This window comes from Saccharothrix isguenensis (genome assembly GCF_052936305.1).
Window position 1 is genome coordinate 1251040 of record NZ_CP193626.1, and the last position, 20739, is coordinate 1271778.

Below are 20739 nucleotides of genomic sequence, written 5' to 3' on the forward strand. Positions count from 1 at the left end.
CTCCTAGAGGCAGGAGCCGCTGTCGGGGCGGTGGTCGGACGCGATCAGGCGTTCCAGCAGCGCGCGCAGGGCTTTGGCCTCCTGCGGGTCGAGGTCGGCGATGAAGTCGCGCTCCACCGCGTGGTGCAGCTTCTCGACCTCGGCCTGCACCACCCTGCCCTCCCCGGTGATCACCGGCACGCGCACGCGCCGGTCGTGCGGGTCGGGCTGCCGCACGATCAGGCCGGCGCGTTCCAGCCGGTCCAGCTCGGCGGTGAGCGTGGTCTTGTCCAGGCCGAGCGCGTGGCCGAGGGCGAGCTGGGTGCGCTCGGACCGCTCGCCGGCCAGTGCGGTCAGCACGATCTGCCCGCGCGTGGTGATCCCGTGCCGCCCCGCCGCTTCCTGCGCGACCGTGCCCAACTTCTGCGCCGCCCGGTGCAGCAGCCAGTTGAGGCTCGCGCGGAACTCGCACACGGGGTCGGCCGAGGCGTCCATGAGCGGATCATACGTCAGTACCAAGATATTCTCACTTGAGAACATCTTGACGCGGAACGCTGTCGCCAATACGTTCTCGACTGGGAAGTTCTCTCCCCGGGGCGACGGGCTGTCGAGGGGTCGGCCCGTCACCCGCTCGGGGAGGCTTCTCCGGACTGCCACACTGGTCGGCGAGGTCCGGGAGGTGCGATGCCCCAGTCGATCGCGGCGGCCGTGGTGCGCGCCGCCGAGTTGACCGCTCTCGGTCTGCCGCGCAAGGCCATCGAACTCCTCCAGCCCGCCCTCGCGGTCGATCCGCTGCACGGCGAGGCGTGGTGCCGCTTGGCCGCCGCCTACCTCGACGCCGGCGAACCCGACCCGGCCCTGGACGCGGCGAAGCGGGCGCTCGTCCTCAACGGTGATCACGCGTGGGCCCAGCGGCTGACCGCGTTGGCGTTGAGCGAACTCGGGCGGCACACCGAAGCGGTCGTCGCGGCACGGGAGTGCGTGCGCCGCAAGCCGCGTGACTGGCGGTGCCAGGTGGTGCTCGCGGAGGTGCTGGCGGCCACGCCGCAGGGGCTGCGGGAGGCGGTGGAGGTCGCGTGGGAGGCGACGCACCTCGCCCCGACCGAGGCCCGTGCGTTCCAGGTGCTCGGTGACGCCGCCCTGCGGGCGCGGGACTGGGGCATGGCCGAACGCGCCTACCGGACCGCGTTGCGCCTCGACCCCGGTGACGACGACGTGCGGGCGAACCTCGCCACCGTGCGGCGCAAGCGGGGCGGCGCGCCCATCCCGCCGCCGTCGAGCGAAGCGCTGCACGCCGCGCACGTCCTGGTGTGGCCCACGTTGTCACGGCTCGCCGCGATGCTGGTCGCGGGCGGGTTGCTGCTCCTGCTGGCGGGCATGCCGAAGCCGACGCCGGTGCTCGGCTGGTTCACCGGTCTCCTGGTCGTCGCCTGCCTGGGGGTCGTGGGGCTGCTCCTGCTGCGGGCACGGCGAGTGCGGTCCGCGGTGCTCCGGCTGCCCCGGCACCGGCCGAAGATCGCCGTGGTCGCCGTGTCGTTCGCGCTGTCCGTGCTCGTGCTGACGGGCTGGACGGTGGCCCTCCTCCTCGGTGCGACGACGATGCTGCCGCTGACGATCGCCTGGCTGTGCGCACTGCTCGGCGGAGCCGTCGTGGTTCTGGCCGGCGATCGCTAACCTGGACACCGGGAAGGGGGGCCGATGACCCGACGCGCGCTGCTCGCGATCCTGGCGTTGATCGCGGGTTTCGTCGTGTCCGGCCCCGCTCCGGCCGCGCCCGGTGACCTCGTCGCCATCTCGGCGCCCGTGGACGGCACCCACCAACCCGGCACCGCCACTCGCGGCGCGAACGCCGTGCACCCGGTGCAGGTCCACCTGGGTCAACCGCTGGACGGCGTCCAGCCCGCCGTGCACGTCACGCCCGCGCCGCCGGTGCGGGTGGACGTCGTCGACCCGACCCACCGCACCCCCGAGCGGAACGGCCAGACCCCGCTCGGCGAACGCGCACCGCCCTCGACCTCCGGTAGCTGAACCCACACCGTTCACCCTCGTCCGGAGGTCTCTTCACCATGCCGCGCTCCAGCGCGCGGCGAGCGCTGTTCATCCGTGGGCTGCTCGCCCTCGGTGTGCTCGCCGCGTCCACGTCCACCCTGCTCACCGTGCAACCGCGCCTCGGTCTCGACCTGCGCGGCGGCACCCAGCTCGTGTTGGAAACCCCGTCCGAAGCCACCTCCGAAGCCACCGACCGCGCGATGGAGGTGCTGCGCCGCCGGGTCGACGAACTCGGCGTGACCGAGCCCGTGCTGGCGCGGTCCGGCGAGCACCGGATCGTGGTGGAACTGCCCGGCCTCCAGGACCCGACGGAGGCCGTCGAAGTGCTCGGCCGCACCGCCCAGCTCCAGGTCCGGCCGGTGACCGGGCTCGGTGACGTGCCCACGCCGGAGGGTGACGCGGTCAGCCTCGGCGGCGTCGTGATGACCGGTGACGGCATCGAGGACGCCCGTGCGACGCCCAACCCGCAGGGCGCCGGCTACCTGGTCGGCGTCGACTTCCAGGGCGACGCCCCGCAGGCGTGGCAGAAGGCGACCGCCGAGGCCGCGTGCTCACCGTCGGGTGACCCCCGGCGGCGCATCGCGTTCGTGCTGGACGACGAGGTCGTCTCCGCGCCGCAGGTGGACGTGTCGACGGTGTGCGGCACCGGCATGATCGGTCGCAGCACGTCGATCACCGGGCAGTTCGCGCAGGCCGAGGCGGCGGAGCTGGCGCTGGTGATCCGGTCCGGCGCGCTGCCGGTGCCGGTGGAGGTGGTGGAGCAGCGGACGGTCGGGCCGACGCTCGGCGCGGAGGCGATCGAGGCCAGTGCCCGTGCGGCCATCATCGGCGTGGCGTTGACCGGGCTGTTCCTGATCTTCGTGTACCGGTTGGCGGGGCTCGTGGCGGTGCTGGCGCTGGGTGGTTACGCGGCGTTGGCGTACGCGGCGATGCTGGCGATCGGCGCCACGCTGACGTTGCCTGGGTTGGCCGGGTTCGTGCTGGCCATCGGTATGGCGGTGGACGCGAACGTGCTGGTGTTCGAACGGGCGCGGGAGGAGTTCGCGCGGCGCAAGCGCTTGCCCCGTTCGGTGGACGAGGGGTTCCGCGGGGCGTTGAGCGCGGTCGCGGACTCGAACGTGACGACGTTGCTGGCGGCGGGTCTGCTGTTCTGGCTGGCGACCGGTCCGGTGAAGGGGTTCGGCGTCACGCTGTCGATCGGTGTGCTGGCGTCGCTGTTCAGCGCGCTGGTGCTCAGCCGCGTGCTGTTGCACCTGGTCATGCCCCTGCTGTCACGACGTCCGTCCTGGAGCGGCCTCCATTCGCTCGGTCGGGTTCGCACGTGGCTGACCGCACGGGGGATCACCTTGTTCCGCCGGCCCGAGCGCTGGTTGCTCGCGGCAGGCCTGGTGCTGCTGGCGGCGGTCGCCGGCTTGTTCGTGCGCGGTCTGTCGCTGGGCGTCGAGTTCACCGGCGGCCGGATGCTGGAGTTCACCGCGTCCTCCGTGGACGCCGCCAAGGTGCGGGCGGAGTTGGCGTCCGCAGGCTTCGCCGATGCCGTAGTGGTGACCTCCGGCTCGGATGGCATCTCCGTGCGCACCGGCCCGATCGACTCTGCCGCCGCCGTGCGGCTCGGTGAAGCGGTCGACCGCGCGACCGGTGGGGCGGAGCAGGTGAGCAACGACCTGATCGGGCCGAGCCTGGGGTCGGAGCTGCGGCGCAACGCGTTGATCGCACTGGCCATCGCGGTGGCGGCGCAGCTCCTGTACCTCGCGGTGCGGTTCGACTGGCGGCTGGGCGTAGCCACGGTGGTGGCTCTGGTGACGGATGTGATGGTGCTGATCGGTCTTTTCGCGTGGCTGGGCAAGACCGCGGACGCCGTGTTCCTGGCCGCCTTGCTGACCGTCATCGGTTATTCGGTGAACGACTCGGTGGTGGTATTCGACCGAGTGCGCGAACTGCGGAAGACACGTGCGCCGTTCCCCGAGGTGATGAGTTCAGCAGTGCTCCAAACCCTGCCGCGAACCGTCAACACGGGAATCGGCGTGCTGTTCGTCCTGGCCGCCCTCCTGTTCCTGGGCGACGGCTCCCTGGCCGACTTCGCCACCGCTCTGCTGATCGGCCTGGTGGCCGGCACAACATCCACCATCCTGACCGCCGCACCGGTGGCGATCGCCCTGGAGAGCGGTCTGTCACCGGCGAACCGCCGGCTCCCGAAACGGGCGACCGTATAGCAAGGTGAACGCATGACCGGATTCGCCACGTACCAGAACGAGATCTTCTGAGTGCTGTCCTGGCTGACCAGTCCTCTTCGGACTAGGAACGCCTCTGACCAGCGCGAACCATCTCGTTAGTTCTCGGCGGTTCTGGTGACGCCCGACGTTGTACGGCCTGGTGACGGCCTGAAAGTTGATCACCACACGGGCGCTGCCCTTGATGCGAACGACGCGTCAGGGACAGCGCCCGTCGTGCATCTTGGGCCTGGTGCTCATCGCCGATGGCCTTCTCGACGGCAAGGCGGCGAAGCCGTCGCGGCAGCCGATCGCCGTGCCCAGCTCGACCAAGCCACGTGACCGCGCGATCGTCCCGACCGATGTCGTTCTGGAGCTGCTTGTAGTCGCGGCCTCCCTGTTGGCGCGCCGCTCCTCGACCACGTGCACCGGCTCCGCGCACGGCCGACGGGCCGAGCGAAGCGGGAGCCCGGCGTGCCGTGATGCGGGAGTCGGTGCCCACGTGCGCCGGACCCTGCACGCGCCGCCACAGGCGGCGCGCCTTGATCACCTATAGCCAAATTCGGCAACGAACTGTTAGGAAACTTCGCCAACATCCGCTACCGGAATTTTTGAAGCACTCTCCCAAGCTTTAATTCGCCTGAATACCTCCCAATGCTGCACTGACGAACGATCGGCAGATACCCGTAACATTCTGTCAAACACCGATACGGGAAGAGTAACCCCATGAAGTACATTGAGAACCACAACAAGAGCATCGACCAAGTCGTGCCCGTTGCAAAAAGACATCTGTTTACACGACACGCATTCACGACTGCCGTGCCGTCTGCAACGTTTGAGTTTTCCCCGACTGGCAAGAGTTAGCACATTTTTAGTGTCATTAACACTCCAGGCAACCAAAGAGCAAATCTCGTTTGCGGCTTTTTCGAAATCAAACGACAATAAATCAGCACGTGATCTTGGTCGTTGCAGGTCCGAGAAGCGAAATTTCCTCCGCTTCTGCGTTTTTCGATCGACAATGCGTGTAGGCAGACTTAGTTCATTAGCGGCCAATCGTGCTATACCTAGATTCGATGCAATCTCAACCGCGACGTGCAGCGTCTCTTCGGTTTTCTTGGACAATTCTTTCGGATCGTTCGAATCCAAGGCCAGGAGTTCAAATGCGACGCGATGAAGAGCCTTGAGCTCAATTAAAAGATCGGCCTCTAGATCGCGATTTTTAGTTATTACTAAGTCGCGATTCCCTTTGAGGTCTGGATCGACTTTGCCGTCGCAATCAAGAATGAATAGAACGCCGTCACGTAGCGGCACTTCCAAATCTCTGTAGGTGCGGATCACTTGACTGGAACTGCCGGCTGGAATCACTTGAACATTACTTGCAAGGAATGGGAAGAGCGCACGTTTATCCGTAGCGCCTTCAACGATCACGATCGGAATATGCGGAGGAAGAGCCCTTCTTCGCTGGCGTATCGACTGAACAAACGAAGCAGGGCTCGGATAGAAACTCATTCCTGAACCACCCGGCCCACCTGGTCCAGTGATCGCTCCAGTTCGGGGTGAGCGCCAAGGAGAACGGGTGAGTGAGAGGCCATCAGGAATTGAATATTGTTAGCCTCGCCCATGCTTGTCAAATTGTCAATTAGCGTATCTTGCCACAAGACATGCAACGAAATCTCAGGCTCATCCACGATTACGAGCGTTCCTTCACGCGCACGAAAAAGTATCTCATATGCAAGAACAAGCATCTGCTGCTCTCCGGAACTTAGCTGCCCTGGAGTTATAGAAGAGCCGTTGCTCAACTCGAATTTAAACCCGTCCTGCCGGTTCAAGGTCATTGTTTTTTGAGCAAAACGTTCGTCAAGGAACGCCTTGAAAATTCGCAACTTCTTCGACAGGTCTTCCAAAACCTCCAACTTTTTGATCGTAGATCGGAGGAATGCGGCGATAACTGGTCGAACGTGCTGCTGGTTCAAACTCTCAGTTGTCAGGTCTGGCTCGATATCCCTATCAATGTCGAGTAGACCTACTGCACGCAAACTTTCGCGTCGGGAGTCGACTTCGAAGAGAAGCTCTTGCAGAGTTTCCAAAGATATGTCATCCGCTTGGCTCATCGCATTTATTACGTCACGAGGAAAACTGCGGTCCTGCATTTGCGATGAACGTGCATAAACGGAGTCCAGGTGTCGCATTCGGTTTGCAATATCCGAACTTGCGGCTTCGACGGCCAACCTGGACAGACGTACCGTGTCTGATTTAGAAGAGGAGGGTGCCGCCTTCGACTCTACGACCAAACGTTGGTCAGTAATGAACAGAACTGGAAACTGTTCACTTAGAGTAGTAAGCCAGTCCGGCGGCTCAACGATCTCGTCCGTTCTGCCAGATAGGCGAAGTGATCGCGTCAGTGCCCTGAAATCGGCGAACCTAACTCCAGCGGCTCTCGCGGCTTCTGAGAGCAATTCCTCCATTTTCTTGTAAGTCACAAGAGGATTGCTCAACACGTCAACCGCCCAGTCCGGGATGTCTCCCGGTATCGTGAGCGGTTTGACCACGTCCGAGTATGGTCCCCACTCGATTTCGATTCCCCTGTCACTGGGAAGCCGATTCAAGATAAATGGAGGAATATCATTGAAATGCAGCTCGAATCCAGCGAGTGGGGCTGACAGCATGGTTGACATATCGCCAGATGAAACTGCGTTCACAAGCTTCAGCACTGTGGATTTGCCGGTACCGTTAGCTCCAGTAAGCACCGTAGGATGCTGAGCTTCTACTTCGATCTCATAATCGCGCAGCCCGAAGAGTTGCCTTACGATGATACCGCGCAAGCCTCCTGATAGTGTCACGGGTGCATACTAGTCTATCGATGACGTTCCCGCGAAGAGGCCTGAACACATCTGCAATCAAGCAGCAGGAAGGCCGTCTCCAGAATGCTCTGAGGTGGCTAACCATAGATGGACACTGCTGGACCACTTCATAGGGCTGACTGAATAACTTGCAGCAGCTCATCTTTCAAGGCTTTTGTTGTCACGACCGTCGAATTTGATGAAGCATCGTGCGGATCACCGTATATATCACAAACTTCCGCACCGGCCTCTTTGGCGATGAGGACTCCAGCTGCAACATCGAGTGTGTTGTTCGAAAGCATCACGGCAGCGTCAATGCGGCCCTCTGCGAGCCAAACTAGATCGTGCGCGGCTGAGCCAAACATTCGAATTCTTTCCACGATGTTGGCGAGCGACGCGGTTACAGCTACTCGTATCCCGTTTCTCTCAACCGCCCTATTCCCAATAGCGTAATCACCTAGTGCGACGATGGACTTAGACAGCGACGCTGTGTTGCTCACTTCAATGCGAGTGCCATTTGCGAATGCTCCGCACCCTTTGGCGGCAGAATAAATGAGATCAAAGTAGGGCAATGCAACTGCGGCGGCAACGGTTTGATTGTCCTTCATTAGCGCCAGGGAAACTCCGCAAAGTGGTACCCCGTGCACGAAATTGGACGTTCCGTCGATTGGGTCCAGTACCCACGCGAATTCTCTGCTAACAACCCGGCTTTGGTCCCCCTCTTCTTCTCCAATGAATGCAATTTCGGGGGTAGCTTCGACCAAATAGGCGCGCACCCTTCTTTCAATCCGCACATCAACATCGGTGTAGGTGTCGCGGTCGGATTTCTCGGTGACGGTCTGCGGGCGGGTATTCTTGATGAGGCTATTGCCGATGGCTACGGCTTTTTGTGCGATGTCCGCCAACTGGTCGAGTGGCCGCATCACGCGGTCTCCTTTGCGCGGTTCCACATGGAGTCGAACACCTGGGAGAAGGTGGCGAACAGGCCAGGTGCGGCGTCGTCCTTCTCGATCACGAGCGTAGGGGATTCGACGCCTCGGGCGTCGGGCAAGTAGGGCTGGACTATGCACTTCGCCTGGTCGGTGATGAGGATGTTGTAGCGGATCGGTTCGTCGTAGACGCGGATGTCGAGCTGCCCGCGCGCATCCGGCGAGATCTTCGCGCCGACTCGGCGTAGGGCTTCGATGTTGAGGCGGGTGAGCATGGAGAGGTGGCCTTCCGGTAGGCCTTCCTCGTGTTCGCGGGCGGTGATGTTGTGGCCGTTGGGGTCGAGGAATAGGGCTTTGATGGTGGTGCCGGTCTCGATGGAGTCGAGTAGGGCTTTGTCGGAGTACTGCTGACAGAGGACGTTGAGGGACAGGCCCGCGATGTGGATCTCTTGTGCGCCTTCGAACAGGTCGCGTGGGGTGACGTTGTGCAGGAACTCTGAGCGGCTGGGGTAGACGGCGGTGACGTCGGCCAGGCGGGCCTGTTGGGGCATCTGGACCGGGCGCGGGACCGGGTGGGTGGAAGCCGCAGTTCGCTGCGGTGGGGTGATGAGGCTGTCGGTGTCGCCTTCGTGTGGGGTGAGGAGTTGTTCGGCGGTCCAGCCGGGAAACATCTTTTCGAGGATGCGGCAGTGGTCGGCGTAGGGCAGGCCGAGTAGGTCGCCGGACAGCCAGCGGTAGAACTGGGCTTTGCTCGGGTACTTGCCGATCAAGTCGGTGTCTAGCTGCTTGGCGACGCGGTCGTACTCCTTGCAGAAGGTGCGGTAGCCCTGCATGTGGCGTTGCCTGAGCAGCACTCTCAACAGTGTTGACTCTGTGGCCATGTGGCCTCCCCCGCGTAGTGCGTTCGGTCGAGGCTAGCACCAAGACGAGACCAAGACGAGACTAGTTGAGTGCGACACGCGGTAGGCGTGCGGCAGGTGAGACTACGGCGGACCTGTGACGGGACCAATGGCCACCGACCCTGGATGGGTAAGCCGCGCAAGAGCGGCCCCAGTCAGAGGAGTTGACACCGATGGCGATCAGCAAGGGGTACCGGTTCCCGATCTCGTTCGATGACGCGTTCCCTCAGGGCCTGGTGATGGTCGGGGAGGTCATGCCGGACGTCGAGTACCAGACGCGGGAGGAGAAGGCGGCCGGTCGGCCGGTGCGTCAGCGGGTGGACGAGGCGACGGGCAAGCGTCAGTGGAAGGTGACGGTCACCGGCCCGCACGAGCCCAACGCCAAGCGCAAGAGCTTCGAGATCACCTTGTTGGGTGACGTTCAGCCGGTGCCGACCACGGGTGAGGTGTTGCCGGGGATGCGGCCGGTGGAGTTGGACGGGCTGACGGCTGAGCCCAGGGTCGCGGGCAACGGGGAGTTCAAGTACCAGTCGTTCCTCTTCCGGGCCACCGGGTTCCGGGCTGCGGGCAGGTCGACGGGTTCAGCTCCGGCCGGGGCCAAGCCGACCGGTGGCAGCGCCGACACCAAGGCCGCGTGAGCCGTGGTTGAGATGCAACTGTTGGTCGCCCAGTGGCAGGCGGCGTACCGGAGCTACACCGACGCGCACGAGGCCAACCGGTACGTCGCGGCGGATGACCCGGCGGCTGCGGCCCGGATCGGCCCGACCTATCGGCGGGTGGCGTGGCTGTGGCGGCAGCTCGCTGCCCTGGACAGCACGCCGTGGTGGGCGAAGGCGGCGGCGCTGCACGCGGCTGAGACGTTCGATCACCAGGCGGACGTCAACGAGCGGATCGCGGGCGGTGGGCAGGTGTCCGGTGCCCATCACGTTCACGCTCCCGTTGAGGCGGGTGAGCAGTCGTGAAGCAACGGCAGAAGGATCTGTGGGCCGTGGCCAAGGCGGTGAGCACGCTCAAGGACGCGCATGAGGTGCTGGGCAAGTTGTTCCCGGCTGCCGATGCGGCGCAGGACGTCTGGCGGGAGTTCTACCTGCGGTCGGCCGAGGTCTACCGCCGGGTCGCTGAGGTCGACCGGGGGCACCATCACGAAGCGCTGTACTGGGCGACGCGTGAGCGGGAGAAGGGCGAGGAGATCACCCGTGCCCTGGACGCTGGCGCGAACGGCGGAGGTGGGGCCTGTGAGTAGGCCCGATCCGTCGCAGCGGTTGTGGAGTGTGGGCGCTGTCCGGGTTCGGAACCGGAGCAAGTACACGGTGAGCCTGAGGAAGGACGTGTTCGGGCGGGCCGTGGAGTTGGCGGGGTTCCGGTCGGATTACGCGTTGGCCAGGGCGATGGGGGTCAACCGCTCGACTGTGGCGCGGGTGCGGTCCGGTGTGCTGCGGCCGGGTGCGCGGTTCATCAGTGGGGCGTTGACGGCGTTGGAGCCGATGGAGTTCGAGGACCTGTTCGAGGTCAAGGAGAAGGAGTGATCGCGCCGCGCTGATCGCGTGTGACGCGTGACCACTCGACAGAACCGCTGGTTGGTGTGTCGCGGGAAACAGGCCCGAGTCTTGGCGGGCTGAGCCTGTTTCCCGACGACCGCACTGACCGGATTTCGCGTGCTTTCGTTGACACACAAGGGGATTCCGGTCATGTTAAGGCTATCGGTACGTGGGGTGCGTGCGTCACGTCGGCGTACTGCCCCGTCAGTGTGGAAGCTTCCCAACGGTCGCCCCTGCGCCAATGCCGACGGTTCGGCCTGTACGGCCCCAACCAGCTCCTCTGCTGCTCCTGCCTGGGCTGGCTGCCGCTGATTTTCGCCCCCGTGGGGCGTGCGCGATGAACGGCGGAAAGTGGATCGACCCGGCTCCGTTCGAGGGTGTGCGACCTCGGGTGCCGTGGTGGGCGCTGGTGCCGGGCAAGGCCAAGTGGCTGGCCGCGCTGGTCGCTCTGGTGTGGCTGCTGCTGGTCGGCGTCGTGCGCCTGGTGCTGGTCGTCGTGCGCTATCCCGTGGTCACGGTGGTGCCGGTGTCGGCGGCTTGGTGCTGGTGGCGGTTCGGCTCTCGCCGTTGGTGTTGACGTTGTTGTCGCTGATCGCGGCACTGACGGTCTGGGCAGGGTACGACCGGGCGTCGTTCCTGCGGCACTGCTGGTACCGGCTGGTCACGGAGTGGCGGCGGGCGACGGTGTACGTGCCGAAGTGGCGGGCCGTCGTGCGCCTGGCGGACCTGGCCAAGCGGGACCGTGGCCGTGAGTACCGGCGTGGCAAGCCGGTCAGGCGGGACGGGTTCAACCAGTACGTGTGGACGCTCGCGCTCGAACGGGCGAAGGTCACGCGGGTGCTGAGGCAGGACGGTATGCACGCCCTGAGGCACTTCTACGCCTCCGTGCTCCTGGACGCGGGCGAGTCGATCAGGGCGCTCGCCGAGTGGTTGGGCCACTCCGACCCGGCCTTCACGATGCGCGTCTACACCCACCTGCTGCCCTCCAGCAGGGACCGCACCCGAAAGGCGGTCGATCGTGTCCTTGCGGGCGACGCGGACGAGCACGAGCATGATCCGCAGACCGACGACGTCGACGGTTCCGCAGACGGCCTGTAGACGGCCTGAGCGGGGGATGGGGCACAAAGTGACTGGTCAGTTCGCTGCCTACCAGAACGAGATCTACCTTCAAGGCCTGGCGGGGAACCTGCCGCCGTTCACCACCGATCCCGAAGGACTGGAGGCGTCGGCCCGGGAACGGTTGGGGCCTGGGCCGTTCTGGTACGTGGCGGGTGCGGCCGGTTCGGGGGCGACGGCTCGGGCCAACCGGGAGGCGTTCGACCGCTGGCGGATCGTGCCGCGGATGCTCACCGACGCCACCGAGCGGCACCTCGGTACGTCGTTGCTGGGCACCGACATGCCCGCACCCGTGTTGCTCGCGCCGGTCGGCGTCCAGTCGATCCTGCACCCGGACGGCGAGCTGGCGACCGCACGGGCCGCCGCCGAGTTGGGGGTGCCGTTCGTGCTGTCCACCGCTTCCTCGCACACCATCGAGGAAGTCGCCACTGCCGCCGGTGACGCCGCACGCTGGTTCCAGCTCTACTGGCCGAACGACCCCGACGTGGCCGCGAGCATCCTCGACCGGGCGCGCAAGGCCGGGTACCGGGTGCTCGTCGTCACGCTCGACACGTGGACGCTCGCTTGGCGCCCGCATGACCTCGACCAGTCCTACCTGCCGTTCGTGCGCGGAATCGGGACGGCTGTCCCGTTCTCCGACCCGACGTTCCGGGCGGGGCTCGCGGCGTCGCCCGAGGACGACCTGCCGATGGCGATCCTGCGGTGGGTGCAGATGTTCACGGGCACCGACAAGTCGTGGGACCGGCTGTCGTTCCTGCGCGAGCACTGGGACGGGCCGATCGTGCTGAAGGGCATCCAGCACCCGGACGACGCGCGCAAGGCCGTCGACGCCGGCATGGACGGGGTCGTCGTCTCCAACCACGGCGGCCGGCAGGTGGACGGTGCCATCGGATCGCTGGAGGTGCTGCCCGAGATCGCGGACGCGGTGGGGGAGCAGGTCGCGGTGCTGTTCGACTCCGGCATCCGCAGCGGGGCGGACATCGTGAAGGCGCTCGCGCTGGGTGCGAAGGCGGTGCTCGTCGGACGCCCGTTCGCCTACGGACTCGCGCACGGCGGGCAGCTCGGCGTGCGGCACGTGCTGCGCAGCCTGCTCGCCGACTTCGACCTCACCCTCGGCCTGTCCGGGCACCGCAGCCCGGCCGAGCTCAACCGCGAGGCACTGCGTCCGCGCTGAGCTGCCGCACCCTGTTCTGCAACGTCGTGAAGTCGGCCGGCTGCACGGTGATCCACGCGTGCCGTCGCCGCCGGGCGCCTTCGCCGACAAATAGTGACCGGTGATCGTGTCGAAGTAGGTCAGCGGGGCCGCGCACCGCTGCTTGCGGCCGAACCGGTCGCGTCGGGCGGCGTACAGCCGGCCGCCGCCGGTGCGTTCCTCGGCCAGCAGCCTCGCAGCTGCTGCGCCTCGCCGACGCGCGCTCCGGCCGGCCTGCTGACCTGCATAGACGACCCGCCGTCCTGGTCCGGCCGGTGCCGGTTCGGCTTGTCCGCCAACGCGTCCGCGGGCAGCGAGACCACGCCGCCACGGCCCGGCTTCACCTCCGGCAACGCCGAGATCAGCGACGGCACGGCGTCCTCCGCGCGCTGGCTCGCCACCAGGCCCGCACCGGCCGGGCCGCCGGCGACGGTGTCCGCCACGAATCCGATCTTCCTCGTGCCCCCGCCGCTCTCGGCGTCGAACACCTTGCCGTGCTCCCCTCACGCCGAACTCCCCGAAATGATGGTGGCACAGGGCCTCCGCCCCGTCGGGGTGTCGGCACGGTTCCTCCCAGTGGGGGATGGACGTCCGATCCGTTCAAGACCGCCGGCCCTCGGCGCGCCTACCGTCCACGCATGATCGAAGCAGCTCGTTCCTTCCTCTGGCACAACGCCCGCGTCCTGGAGCAGCGGCGGTTCCTGCACCTGTTCGACGGCGGTCCGGCGGCGCCCGTCACGGCGGCGGTCCTGGCTCATCGGAACGACGACGGCGGGTTCGGGCACGCGCTGGAGCCCGACGGGCGGGGGCCGACGAGTCAGCCGTTGCACACCTACACGGCGTTGTCCCTGCTGCACGAAGTGGGCGCCACCGACCATGCCGAGCAGGCGTGTGACTTCCTGACCACGATCACCAACCCGGACGGTGGGGTGCCGAACTGCCTCGCCACCGCACGTGACCACCCGCGAGCGCCGTGGTGGCAGGTGTCCGAAGACAGCGACCTGCTCATGACGGCACTGCTGGCGAGCGTCCTGCACAAGGCGGGCGTGGAGCACCCGTGGCGCGATCGGGCGACGGACTTCTGCTGGCAGCGCGTCGAAGACCTCGCCAAGTCCCACCCGTACGAGATCGGCGCCTGCGTCCGGTTCCTCGACCACGCGCCCGACCGGACGAGGGCCGAACGCCAAGCGGAACGGCTGGGTGCGCTGGTCCGCGAGCAAGGACTGGTCGACCTCGGTGACGGGCAGGCGCCGGAGGGGTACGCGGCGGGGGAGACGCACAAGCCGCACCACTACGCGTCGACCCCGGACAGCCTGGCCCGACGCTGGTTCGGCGACGACGAGATGAGCCGGGACCTCGACGCGCTGGCCGCCCAGCAGCAGGACGACGGCGGCTGGACGTTCCCGTGGCCCGCGTGGACGCCGGTGACCACTTACGAGTGGCGGCCGATCGTCACGATCGAGGCGTTGCTGACCCTGCGCGCCTACGACCGGATCAGCTGACCCAAGGACACGCCGGCCAGGTCGCGCACCTCGCGGGACAGGTGCGCCTGGTCCGAGTACCCGGTGCGGTGGGCGATGTCGGCGAACGGCACGCCCTCCCACGCCAGCTTGACGGCCCGGTCGAACCGCAGCACCCGGTGCAGCACCTTGGGGCCGTAGCCGAACGCGGCCAGGCTGCGCCGGTGCAGCTGCCGGGCGCTGAGCCCCAACGACCAGGCCAGGTCGCCCACGCTGGACGACGACACGGCCGACGCGATCGCACCGACCACCGGCTCCGGTGGCGTCTCCCGCAACCGCTCCAAGGCGACGGACGCGAGCACCGAACACGGATCGTCGGCAGACCCCAGCTCATCCTCCAGACGGGCGGACGGCCCCCACAGCTCCGCCAACGGGACCCGCTGGTCACGCAGTTCGACCGCGGGCACGCCGAACGCGGAGGGCCCCACGCCGGGACCGAAGCGCACACCGAACAACGCCCCCGGCGTCATCCGCGTGACGTGGCCGACCGTGTCCGGCCCGGCCACGGACACCTCGCCCGTCGCGGCCGAGTAAATGATGTCCGTGCACCCGTCCGGCACTACCCGACCCACGGCGGGCGACGACGTGGTCCGCCGCCACAGGCAGGCCAGACCGGGGAACGGGCGTTCCTCGTACACCTCCACGATGGTAGTGGCGGGCCGCGAAGGAGGAGGCGTCCGCGGCCCGCCACGGTCACTCACCCGAACCGGATCCAGTTCAGGCTCACGAACGCCGCCGGCTGGCCGCTGGTGAAGGTGATGTACACGTCGTGCGTCCCCGTGATCCCGGAGATGTTCGCCGGGACCGTGCGCCAGCTCTGCCAGCCGCCGGTGTTGGCGATGGCGAAGCTGCCGACGGGCGGCGCGGTGGGGCTGCCGAGCCGCACTTCGACCAGGCCGCTCACCCCTCCCGACACCCCGGACGCGGCCCGTGCGACGAACTGCGTGGCGGTGCGGGAACCGAACCGGACGCCGGAGAACCGCAGCGAGTTGCCGTTGCGCAGCTGCGCCACCGCCTGCCCGCCCTCGGCCGCCTCGATGACGCCGCCGGACCGCGCCGTGGCCTGCTCGGCCTGGATGTCGCTGAACGCGTCCCACCCGCTGCCGCCCGGCGGGGTGGTGGTCGTGGTCGTCGGCGGGTTGCTCCCGCCCGCAGACCACACGGCCACGTAGTCCACCAGCATCGAGTGGCCCGGTACGGTCGCCGCGGTGGGCGTGCCGTGACCCGCCACGCCGTTGGGGAACGCGCCGCCGATGGCCAGGTTCAGCAGCAGGAAGTAGCCCGCGTGGCTGGTCATGTTGTTCCACGTGGTCGCGTCGAACTGGTTCTGGTTGACGCTGTGGTACTGCTGCCCGTCCACGTACCAGCGGAAGGCCTTGGGCGACGAACTCTCGTCCCACTCGAACCGGTAGGTGTGGAACGCCGACTGGCAGGAAGCGCCGGGGCACGTTCGGCTCGCGCCGAGGCCGTTCGTCTCGTTGCACGGCCCGCCGGGGTTCACGCCGCAGTGCAGCACGCCCCACACGGAGTTGATGCCGTTGACGTTCTCCATGATGTCGAACTCGCCGATGGCGGGCCAGTTCCAGTAGTTGCCGCGGTAGGGCGAGCCGAGCGCCCAGAACGCGGGCCAGTAGCCGAGCGCGGCCTGGCCGGTGACGTTGGGCATCTGGATCCGGCCCTCGATGGCGAGCTTGCCGCCCGCCGGGGGCTTGAAGTTCGCCCGCTGGGTCTCGACGCGGGCGGACGTCCAGTTGCCCGCGCCGTCGCGCAGGGCGGTGATGCGCAGGTTGCCCGCGCCGTCGAGCTTGATGTTGCTCGTGCTGTTGGTGTAGTTCTGGATCTCGCCGGTGCCCCAGTTCCCGGGGCCGCCGGGGTAGCCGTGACCGAGGTCGATGATCCAGTTCGAGGACGACGGCAGGGTGTTCGCGGCGCCGTTGAAGTCGTCGCTCCACTGGAGCGTCCAGCCCGGCGGGGTCGGTGGCACGGCCGCGTCGGCCATCGTGGCGACGACCGCGAGCGGCACGGCGGTGATCAGGGCGGCGGCGGTGGCGAGTACGCGTCTGGTCCGGCTGAACTCCATGAGCGGTGACCTCCTTGTCACTGTTCCTGGTTCGGCACGGCAACAAATTGCCTCCACCCTATGAGAGCGCTCTCATGATGATCGTTCAAGGGACCGAACGGCTCAAAAGCCCCTACTTGGCGTCCGCGTAGCTGTCCACCGGCACCGCCTTGAGCGGGAAGCGGACCGGTGTCGAGCCGAACACCAGCCGCGACGCCTCCTCGCCCGCCGCCGTCACCTCCGCGCACACCACCTCGGCCAACTCCTCCGGGCAGTGCACCAGCACCTCGTCGTGCTGGAAGAACACCAGGTGAGAGCCTCGCGCCGACTGGTGCAACCGCCTCCGCAACGCCCCGAGCAGCGCCGCCGTCCAGTCCGCCGCGCTGGCCTGCACGACGAAGTTGCGGGTGAACCGGCCCCAGTCCCGCGCCGCCCGCCGCGACCGGCGCAGCGCGTCCTCGCCGACGTCCGCGTCACCGGTCGCCTCGCGCCACGCTTCGGACGGCGGCGGGCTCGTCCGACCCAGCCGGGACCGCACCATCCGCCCCTGCTCGCCCGCCAGCGCGGCGGCCTCCACGTACCCGACGGCGTCGGGGAACCGGCGGCGCAGCACCGCCATCGCCGGACCCGCCTCACCGCCCGTGCCGCCGTACATGGCGGACAGCATCGCGAGCTTCGCCCGACCCCGGTCGCCGTCGAACGCCTCCTCGGCCAGGGTCGTGTACAGGTCGTCGTCCCCGGAGACCTCGGTGAACCGGTGGTCGTTCGACAACGCGGCCAGCACCCGGGGCTCCAGCTGGGCCGCGTCCGCCGCCACCAGCTTCCACCCCGGATCGGCGCGGACGGCCGTGCGCAACGTGCGCGGGATCTGCAACGCCGCACCGCCGCGCGTCGCCCACCGCCCGGACACCACGCCGCTCACCACGTAGTCCGGCCGGAACCGGCCGTCCGCCACCCACGAGTCCAACCAGGACCAGCCGTGCGCCACCCACAGCCTGGCCAGCTCCTTGTACTCCAGCAGCGGCTCGACCGCGGGGTGGTCCACCTGCTTGAGCACCCACGCCCGCGCCGACGGGACGTCGATGCCCTCCCGCGCGAACGCGCGCACGATGCCCGGCGGGTGGTCCGGGTTGACCTGCTTCCCGCCGAACGCCGCCGTGATCCGGTCCGCCAACTCCGCGAGCCTGCGGGGCCGCACGCCGGCGGCCGGACGCGGGCCCAGCGTGTCCACCAGCAGCTTCTCGTGCACGTCCGCCCGCCACGGCAGCCCGAAGTGGGTCATCTCGGCGGCGGCCAACGCGCTCGCCGACTCGGCCGCGAACAGCAACCGGAGCCGGTCGGCGTGCCCGAGCGTCGCCACCACCCGCTGCTGCTCGCCGTGCACCGCGATCACCGCTTCGAGCGGGTCGGCGTCACCGGGCAGCCGCACCTGCTCGGGTTCGAACAGGGTCGGCTGGGTGTCCCGCTTGCGCGGCCCGTGGTCGTCCGGCACGGGCAGGCCGCGCAGCCGGGCGATCGCCGCACCCAGGCCGCGCGGCTCGCTGTGCCGACCCTGGTAGGCCAGCAACAGGTACTCGGCGTGCGCCAAGTCCTGGCACCGCTCCACCCGGACGCCGCGTGCCAGCAGCCCGGGGTAGACCTCGTTCGTCCCCGCCCACAGCCACCGGGGTCTGTGCCGGGCCTCCAGATCGGACACGGCTGCCGCCAGATCCGAAGTCTCGACCACAGACCCCTCGGGCGCCCCGGCGTCGGAGAGCACGCGCAACCGGCCCGCGTTCTCCGCGTGCGACACCAGAGCGATGAGCATGCCTCTGATTGTGCAAGGCGCCCCCGACAATTCCCGGGATCAGCTCGTGGTGATCAGGGAACGCAGGAAGAAGGCCACGTTCGCCGGACGCTCGGCCAGCCGCCGCATGAAGTACCCGTACCACTCGTTCCCGTACGGCACGTACACCCGCATCCGGTTGCCCGCCGCGGCGATGCGGCGCTGCTCGTCCGGTCGGATGCCGTACAGCATCTGGTACTCGTAGCCGGCCGGCGACCGGTCCCCGGCCAGCTCACCGGCGACCTTGATCATCCGCGGGTCGTGGGAGGCGACCATCGGGTAGCCCTCACCCGCCATCAGCACCTTCAGGCAGCGCACGTACGACCGGTCGACGTCGTCCTTGTCCTGGAACGCCACCGACGCGGGCTCCTTGTACGCGCCCTTGCACAGCCGCACCCGGGAACCGGCGTGAGCCAGGTCCCGGCAGTCCTGCTCGGTCCGCTTCAAGTACGACTGCAGCACCGCGCCCACCCACGGGAAGTCCACCCGCAGCTCACGCAGGATCCCCAGCGTCGAGTCGGTCGTGGTGTGGTCCTCCATGTCGAGGGTGACCGTGGTGCCCACCGCGTCCGCCGCCGCGCAGATGCGCCGCGCGTTCTCCAACGCGATCTTCTCGCCGTCCGAGGGCAGCATCTGCCCCACCGCGGACAGCTTCACCGACACCTCGGCCCGCGCGGTGTGCCCGGCCAGGTCGAGGCGTCGCAGGAGGTCCAGGTAGGCCTCGACGGTGGCGGTGGCCTGTGCCGCGTCACGGGTGTCCTCGCCCAGGTGGTCGAGCGTGACGTACCGGCCGTCGGCCAGCACCTCGCCGGTGGTGGCGACGGCCGCGTCGACGTCGTCACCGGAGATGAAGCGCCGGACCACCGGTCGGGTCAGCGGCGTGCGTTCGACCAGCCCGCGGATCGCCCCGGAGCGCGAGGCGGCGAGCAGCGTGGACCTCAGCACGATCAGCCCTGGTGGGGGTAGCGGTAGGAGGTCGGGGCGGAGAACGTCTCCTTGATCGAACGCGGGCTGACCCAGCGCAGCAGGTTGTGCACCGAACCGGCCTTGTCGTTGGTGCCCGACGCGCGCCCGCCGCCGAACGGCTGCTGGCCCACGACCGCACCGGTCGGCTTGTCGTTGACGTAGAAGTTGCCCGCGGCGAACCGCAGCTCGTTCTGCGCGTGCGCGACGGCCGCCCGGTCCTGGGCGATGATCGCGCCGGTCAACGCGTACGGCGCGGCGCTCTCCATCTGCCGCAGCACGGTGTCGTAGTCGGCGTCGTCGTACACGTGCACCGCCAGCACCGGCCCGAAGTACTCGGTGGTGAACACCTCGTGCGACGGGTTGGTGCCCAGCAGCACGGTCGGCCGCACGAAGAAGCCCTCGGAGTCGTCCGCCGTGCCACCGGCCACGACTTCCAGGTGGTCGTCGTCACGGGCGGACCGGAGGACGTGGGACAGCTTGTCGAACGAACGGCGGTCGATGACCGCGCCCATGAAGTTCGACAGGTCCGTGACGTCACCCATGGTCAGCGACTCGACGTCGGCCAGGAAGTCGTCCTTCATCCGGTTCCACACCGAGCGCGGCACGTAGGCGCGGGACGCGGCCGAGCACTTCTGGCCCTGGTACTCGAACGCGCCGCGGACCAGCGCCGTGCGCAGCACGTCCACGTCGGCCGACGGGTGCGCGAGCACGAAGTCCTTGCCGCCGGTCTCGCCGACGATCCTCGGGTACGACCGGTACCCCGCGATGTTCGCGCCGACCTGGCCCCACAGGTGCTGGAACGTCCGGGTCGACCCGGTGAAGTGGATGCCCGCCAGGTCCGGGTCGGCCAGCGCGACCTCGGACACGGCCAGGCCGTCACCGGGCAGCAGGTTGATCACGCCGGGCGGCAGGCCCGCCTCTTCCAGCAGCCGCATGGTGAGGTGCGCGGCGAGGGACTGCGTCGGCGACGGCTTCCACAGCACCACGTTGCCCATCAGGGCGGGCGCGGTGGGCAGGTTGCCCGCGATGGCGGTGAAGTTGAACGGGGTGATCGCGTAGACGAAACCCTCCAGCGGACGGTGGTCCGTGCGGTTCCACACGCCGGGGGAGGACTGCGGCTGCTCGGCCAGGAGCTGCCGGCCGAACGAGACGTTGAAGCGCCAGAAGTCGATCAGCTCGCAGGCGGCGTCGATCTCGGCCTGCACCGCGGTCTTGGACTGGCCGAGCATGGTGGCCGCGTTGAGCGTCTGCCGCCACTTGGTCGAGAGCAGCTCGGCGGCCCGGAGCAGGATCGCGGCGCGGTCGTCGTAGGACATGGCGCGCCAGCCGGGCGCGGCGTCCTTGGCGGCGGCGATGGCGTCCCGCGTGTCCTGCTGGGTGGCGCCGTGCAGGGTGCCGAGTACGGCACGGTGGTTGTGCGGCTGCACGACGTCGTAGCGCTCGCCACCGCCGACCCGCTGCTCGCCGCCGATGGTGAGGGTCAGTTCGGTGGGCTCCTTGGCCAGCTCGGCCAGCCTCGCCTGCAGCTGCGCGCGCTCCGGGGTGCCGGGGGCGTAGCCGAGAACGGGCTCGTTCACCGGTGCGGGGACCGTGGTCACGGCATCCACAAGCAGCTCC

The 20739-nt window shown here is 67.8% G+C and carries 22 protein-coding genes; 11 read left to right on the top strand and 11 right to left on the bottom strand.

The features are described 5' to 3' along the window. Nucleotides 1-3: 3 nt before the first annotated feature. Nucleotides 4-474: a MarR family winged helix-turn-helix transcriptional regulator gene (locus ACRAKI_RS06115; protein ID WP_447006065.1), complete on the bottom strand. Its 471-nt coding sequence runs from the start codon at nucleotides 472-474 to the stop codon at nucleotides 4-6. Nucleotides 475-663: 189 nt separating this feature from the next. Between ACRAKI_RS06115 and ACRAKI_RS06120 the strand changes: the two genes are divergently transcribed. From ACRAKI_RS06120 to secD, 3 genes are read left to right on the top strand one after another with little or no spacing between them, the layout of a single operon-like run. Next, nucleotides 664-1653: a tetratricopeptide repeat protein gene (locus ACRAKI_RS06120; protein ID WP_447006066.1), complete on the top strand. Its 990-nt coding sequence runs from the start codon at nucleotides 664-666 to the stop codon at nucleotides 1651-1653. Between the two features lie 24 nt (nucleotides 1654-1677). Continuing rightward, nucleotides 1678-2007, top strand: coding sequence for a hypothetical protein (locus ACRAKI_RS06125; RefSeq protein WP_447006067.1), 330 nt, complete (start codon nucleotides 1678-1680; stop codon nucleotides 2005-2007). Nucleotides 2008-2045: 38 nt separating this feature from the next. Then, nucleotides 2046-4241, top strand: coding sequence for a protein translocase subunit SecD (secD, locus tag ACRAKI_RS06130; protein ID WP_447006068.1), 2196 nt, complete (start codon nucleotides 2046-2048; stop codon nucleotides 4239-4241). Between the two features lie 573 nt (nucleotides 4242-4814). On the opposite strand, the gene ACRAKI_RS06135 is transcribed toward secD, so the two are convergent. From ACRAKI_RS06135 to ACRAKI_RS06150, 4 genes are all read right to left on the bottom strand, one after another. Beyond that, nucleotides 4815-5666: a hypothetical protein gene (locus tag ACRAKI_RS06135; RefSeq protein WP_447006069.1), complete on the bottom strand. Its 852-nt coding sequence runs from the start codon at nucleotides 5664-5666 to the stop codon at nucleotides 4815-4817. Between the two features lie 77 nt (nucleotides 5667-5743). Further along, nucleotides 5744-7078 carry an AAA family ATPase gene (locus tag ACRAKI_RS06140; RefSeq protein ID WP_447006070.1) on the bottom strand — a complete coding sequence of 445 codons (1335 nt, stop codon included), beginning with the start codon at nucleotides 7076-7078 and terminating at the stop codon, nucleotides 5744-5746. 128 nt (nucleotides 7079-7206) lie between these two features. Continuing rightward, nucleotides 7207-8001: an inositol monophosphatase family protein gene (locus ACRAKI_RS06145; RefSeq protein WP_447008347.1), complete on the bottom strand. Its 795-nt coding sequence runs from the start codon at nucleotides 7999-8001 to the stop codon at nucleotides 7207-7209. Further along, nucleotides 8001-8861, bottom strand: a complete 861-nt coding sequence (locus ACRAKI_RS06150; RefSeq protein WP_447006071.1) for a DUF5919 domain-containing protein — start codon at nucleotides 8859-8861, stop codon at nucleotides 8001-8003. Before ACRAKI_RS06150 ends, ACRAKI_RS06145 begins: the two co-directional genes overlap by 1 nt. A 218-nt stretch (nucleotides 8862-9079) precedes the next feature. Between ACRAKI_RS06150 and ACRAKI_RS06155 the strand changes: the two genes are divergently transcribed. From ACRAKI_RS06155 to ACRAKI_RS06185, 7 genes are all read left to right on the top strand, one after another. After that, nucleotides 9080-9544, top strand: a complete 465-nt coding sequence (locus ACRAKI_RS06155) for a hypothetical protein (protein ID WP_447006072.1) — start codon at nucleotides 9080-9082, stop codon at nucleotides 9542-9544. A 12-nt stretch (nucleotides 9545-9556) separates the two neighbouring features. After that, a complete protein-coding gene (locus ACRAKI_RS06160) occupies nucleotides 9557-9868 on the top strand; it encodes a hypothetical protein (protein WP_447006073.1) in 312 nt (103 codons plus the stop codon). After that, a complete protein-coding gene (locus tag ACRAKI_RS06165) occupies nucleotides 9865-10149 on the top strand; it encodes an AMED_5909 family protein (RefSeq protein ID WP_447006074.1) in 285 nt (94 codons plus the stop codon). Before ACRAKI_RS06160 ends, ACRAKI_RS06165 begins: the two co-directional genes overlap by 4 nt. 67 nt (nucleotides 10150-10216) lie before the next feature. Then, nucleotides 10217-10432 (top strand): transcriptional regulator, encoded by a 216-nt coding sequence (locus ACRAKI_RS06170; protein WP_447006075.1) that lies wholly within the window; start codon nucleotides 10217-10219, stop codon nucleotides 10430-10432. Nucleotides 10433-10781: 349 nt separating this feature from the next. Further along, nucleotides 10782-11021, top strand: a complete 240-nt coding sequence (locus ACRAKI_RS06175; protein WP_447006076.1) for a hypothetical protein — start codon at nucleotides 10782-10784, stop codon at nucleotides 11019-11021. Beyond that, nucleotides 10991-11542 carry a tyrosine-type recombinase/integrase gene (locus tag ACRAKI_RS06180; RefSeq protein WP_447006077.1) on the top strand — a complete coding sequence of 184 codons (552 nt, stop codon included), beginning with the start codon at nucleotides 10991-10993 and terminating at the stop codon, nucleotides 11540-11542. The genes ACRAKI_RS06175 and ACRAKI_RS06180 overlap by 31 nt, the downstream gene beginning before the upstream one ends. A gap of 16 nt (nucleotides 11543-11558) precedes the next feature. Further along, nucleotides 11559-12734, top strand: coding sequence for a lactate 2-monooxygenase (locus ACRAKI_RS06185; RefSeq protein WP_447006078.1), 1176 nt, complete (start codon nucleotides 11559-11561; stop codon nucleotides 12732-12734). 119 nt (nucleotides 12735-12853) lie between these two features. Here ACRAKI_RS06185 and ACRAKI_RS06190 read toward each other — a convergent pair whose 3' ends face one another. Beyond that, nucleotides 12854-13240, bottom strand: coding sequence for an ESX secretion-associated protein EspG (locus tag ACRAKI_RS06190; protein WP_447006079.1), 387 nt, complete (start codon nucleotides 13238-13240; stop codon nucleotides 12854-12856). Between the two features lie 150 nt (nucleotides 13241-13390). Between ACRAKI_RS06190 and ACRAKI_RS06195 the strand changes: the two genes are divergently transcribed. Continuing rightward, nucleotides 13391-14254 (top strand): hypothetical protein, encoded by an 864-nt coding sequence (locus ACRAKI_RS06195; protein WP_447006080.1) that lies wholly within the window; start codon nucleotides 13391-13393, stop codon nucleotides 14252-14254. Here the strand turns inward: ACRAKI_RS06195 and ACRAKI_RS06200 are convergent. The 5 genes from ACRAKI_RS06200 to pruA all read right to left on the bottom strand — a co-directional run bounded on the left by ACRAKI_RS06200 (nucleotide 14236) and on the right by pruA (nucleotide 20729). After that, a complete protein-coding gene (locus ACRAKI_RS06200; protein ID WP_447006081.1) occupies nucleotides 14236-14910 on the bottom strand; it encodes a helix-turn-helix domain-containing protein in 675 nt (224 codons plus the stop codon). The genes ACRAKI_RS06195 and ACRAKI_RS06200 overlap by 19 nt on opposite strands. Before the next feature lie 59 nt (nucleotides 14911-14969). After that, nucleotides 14970-16352 (bottom strand): carbohydrate-binding protein, encoded by a 1383-nt coding sequence (locus ACRAKI_RS06205; RefSeq protein WP_447006082.1) that lies wholly within the window; start codon nucleotides 16350-16352, stop codon nucleotides 14970-14972. A gap of 112 nt (nucleotides 16353-16464) precedes the next feature. After that, nucleotides 16465-18138, bottom strand: coding sequence for a bifunctional 3'-5' exonuclease/DNA polymerase (locus ACRAKI_RS06210; RefSeq protein ID WP_447006083.1), 1674 nt, complete (start codon nucleotides 18136-18138; stop codon nucleotides 16465-16467). A 39-nt stretch (nucleotides 18139-18177) separates the two neighbouring features. Next, nucleotides 18178-19101, bottom strand: a complete 924-nt coding sequence (locus ACRAKI_RS06215) for a proline dehydrogenase family protein (RefSeq protein ID WP_447006084.1) — start codon at nucleotides 19099-19101, stop codon at nucleotides 18178-18180. A gap of 2 nt (nucleotides 19102-19103) precedes the next feature. Next, nucleotides 19104-20729 carry an L-glutamate gamma-semialdehyde dehydrogenase gene (gene pruA / locus ACRAKI_RS06220; protein WP_447006085.1) on the bottom strand — a complete coding sequence of 542 codons (1626 nt, stop codon included), beginning with the start codon at nucleotides 20727-20729 and terminating at the stop codon, nucleotides 19104-19106. Nucleotides 20730-20739: the final 10 nt, after the last annotated feature.

Excerpts from the sequence above, each read along its gene's own strand:
- ACRAKI_RS06205 (WP_447006082.1), bottom strand. The coding sequence starts at position 16,352 with ATGGAGTTCAGCCGGACCAGACGCGTACTCGCCACCGCCGCCGCCCTG.
- ACRAKI_RS06115 (WP_447006065.1), bottom strand. The coding sequence starts at position 474 with ATGGACGCCTCGGCCGACCCCGTGTGCGAGTTCCGCGCGAGCCTCAAC.
- ACRAKI_RS06155 (WP_447006072.1), top strand. The coding sequence starts at position 9,080 with ATGGCGATCAGCAAGGGGTACCGGTTCCCGATCTCGTTCGATGACGCG.
- ACRAKI_RS06160 (WP_447006073.1), top strand. The coding sequence starts at position 9,557 with ATGCAACTGTTGGTCGCCCAGTGGCAGGCGGCGTACCGGAGCTACACC.
- ACRAKI_RS06210 (WP_447006083.1), bottom strand. The coding sequence starts at position 18,138 with ATGCTCATCGCTCTGGTGTCGCACGCGGAGAACGCGGGCCGGTTGCGC.
- ACRAKI_RS06195 (WP_447006080.1), top strand. The coding sequence starts at position 13,391 with ATGATCGAAGCAGCTCGTTCCTTCCTCTGGCACAACGCCCGCGTCCTG.
- ACRAKI_RS06175 (WP_447006076.1), top strand. The coding sequence starts at position 10,782 with ATGAACGGCGGAAAGTGGATCGACCCGGCTCCGTTCGAGGGTGTGCGA.
- secD (WP_447006068.1), top strand. The coding sequence starts at position 2,046 with ATGCCGCGCTCCAGCGCGCGGCGAGCGCTGTTCATCCGTGGGCTGCTC.
- ACRAKI_RS06145 (WP_447008347.1), bottom strand. The coding sequence starts at position 8,001 with ATGCGGCCACTCGACCAGTTGGCGGACATCGCACAAAAAGCCGTAGCC.
- ACRAKI_RS06125 (WP_447006067.1), top strand. The coding sequence starts at position 1,678 with ATGACCCGACGCGCGCTGCTCGCGATCCTGGCGTTGATCGCGGGTTTC.
- ACRAKI_RS06185 (WP_447006078.1), top strand. The coding sequence starts at position 11,559 with ATGGGGCACAAAGTGACTGGTCAGTTCGCTGCCTACCAGAACGAGATC.
- ACRAKI_RS06120 (WP_447006066.1), top strand. The coding sequence starts at position 664 with ATGCCCCAGTCGATCGCGGCGGCCGTGGTGCGCGCCGCCGAGTTGACC.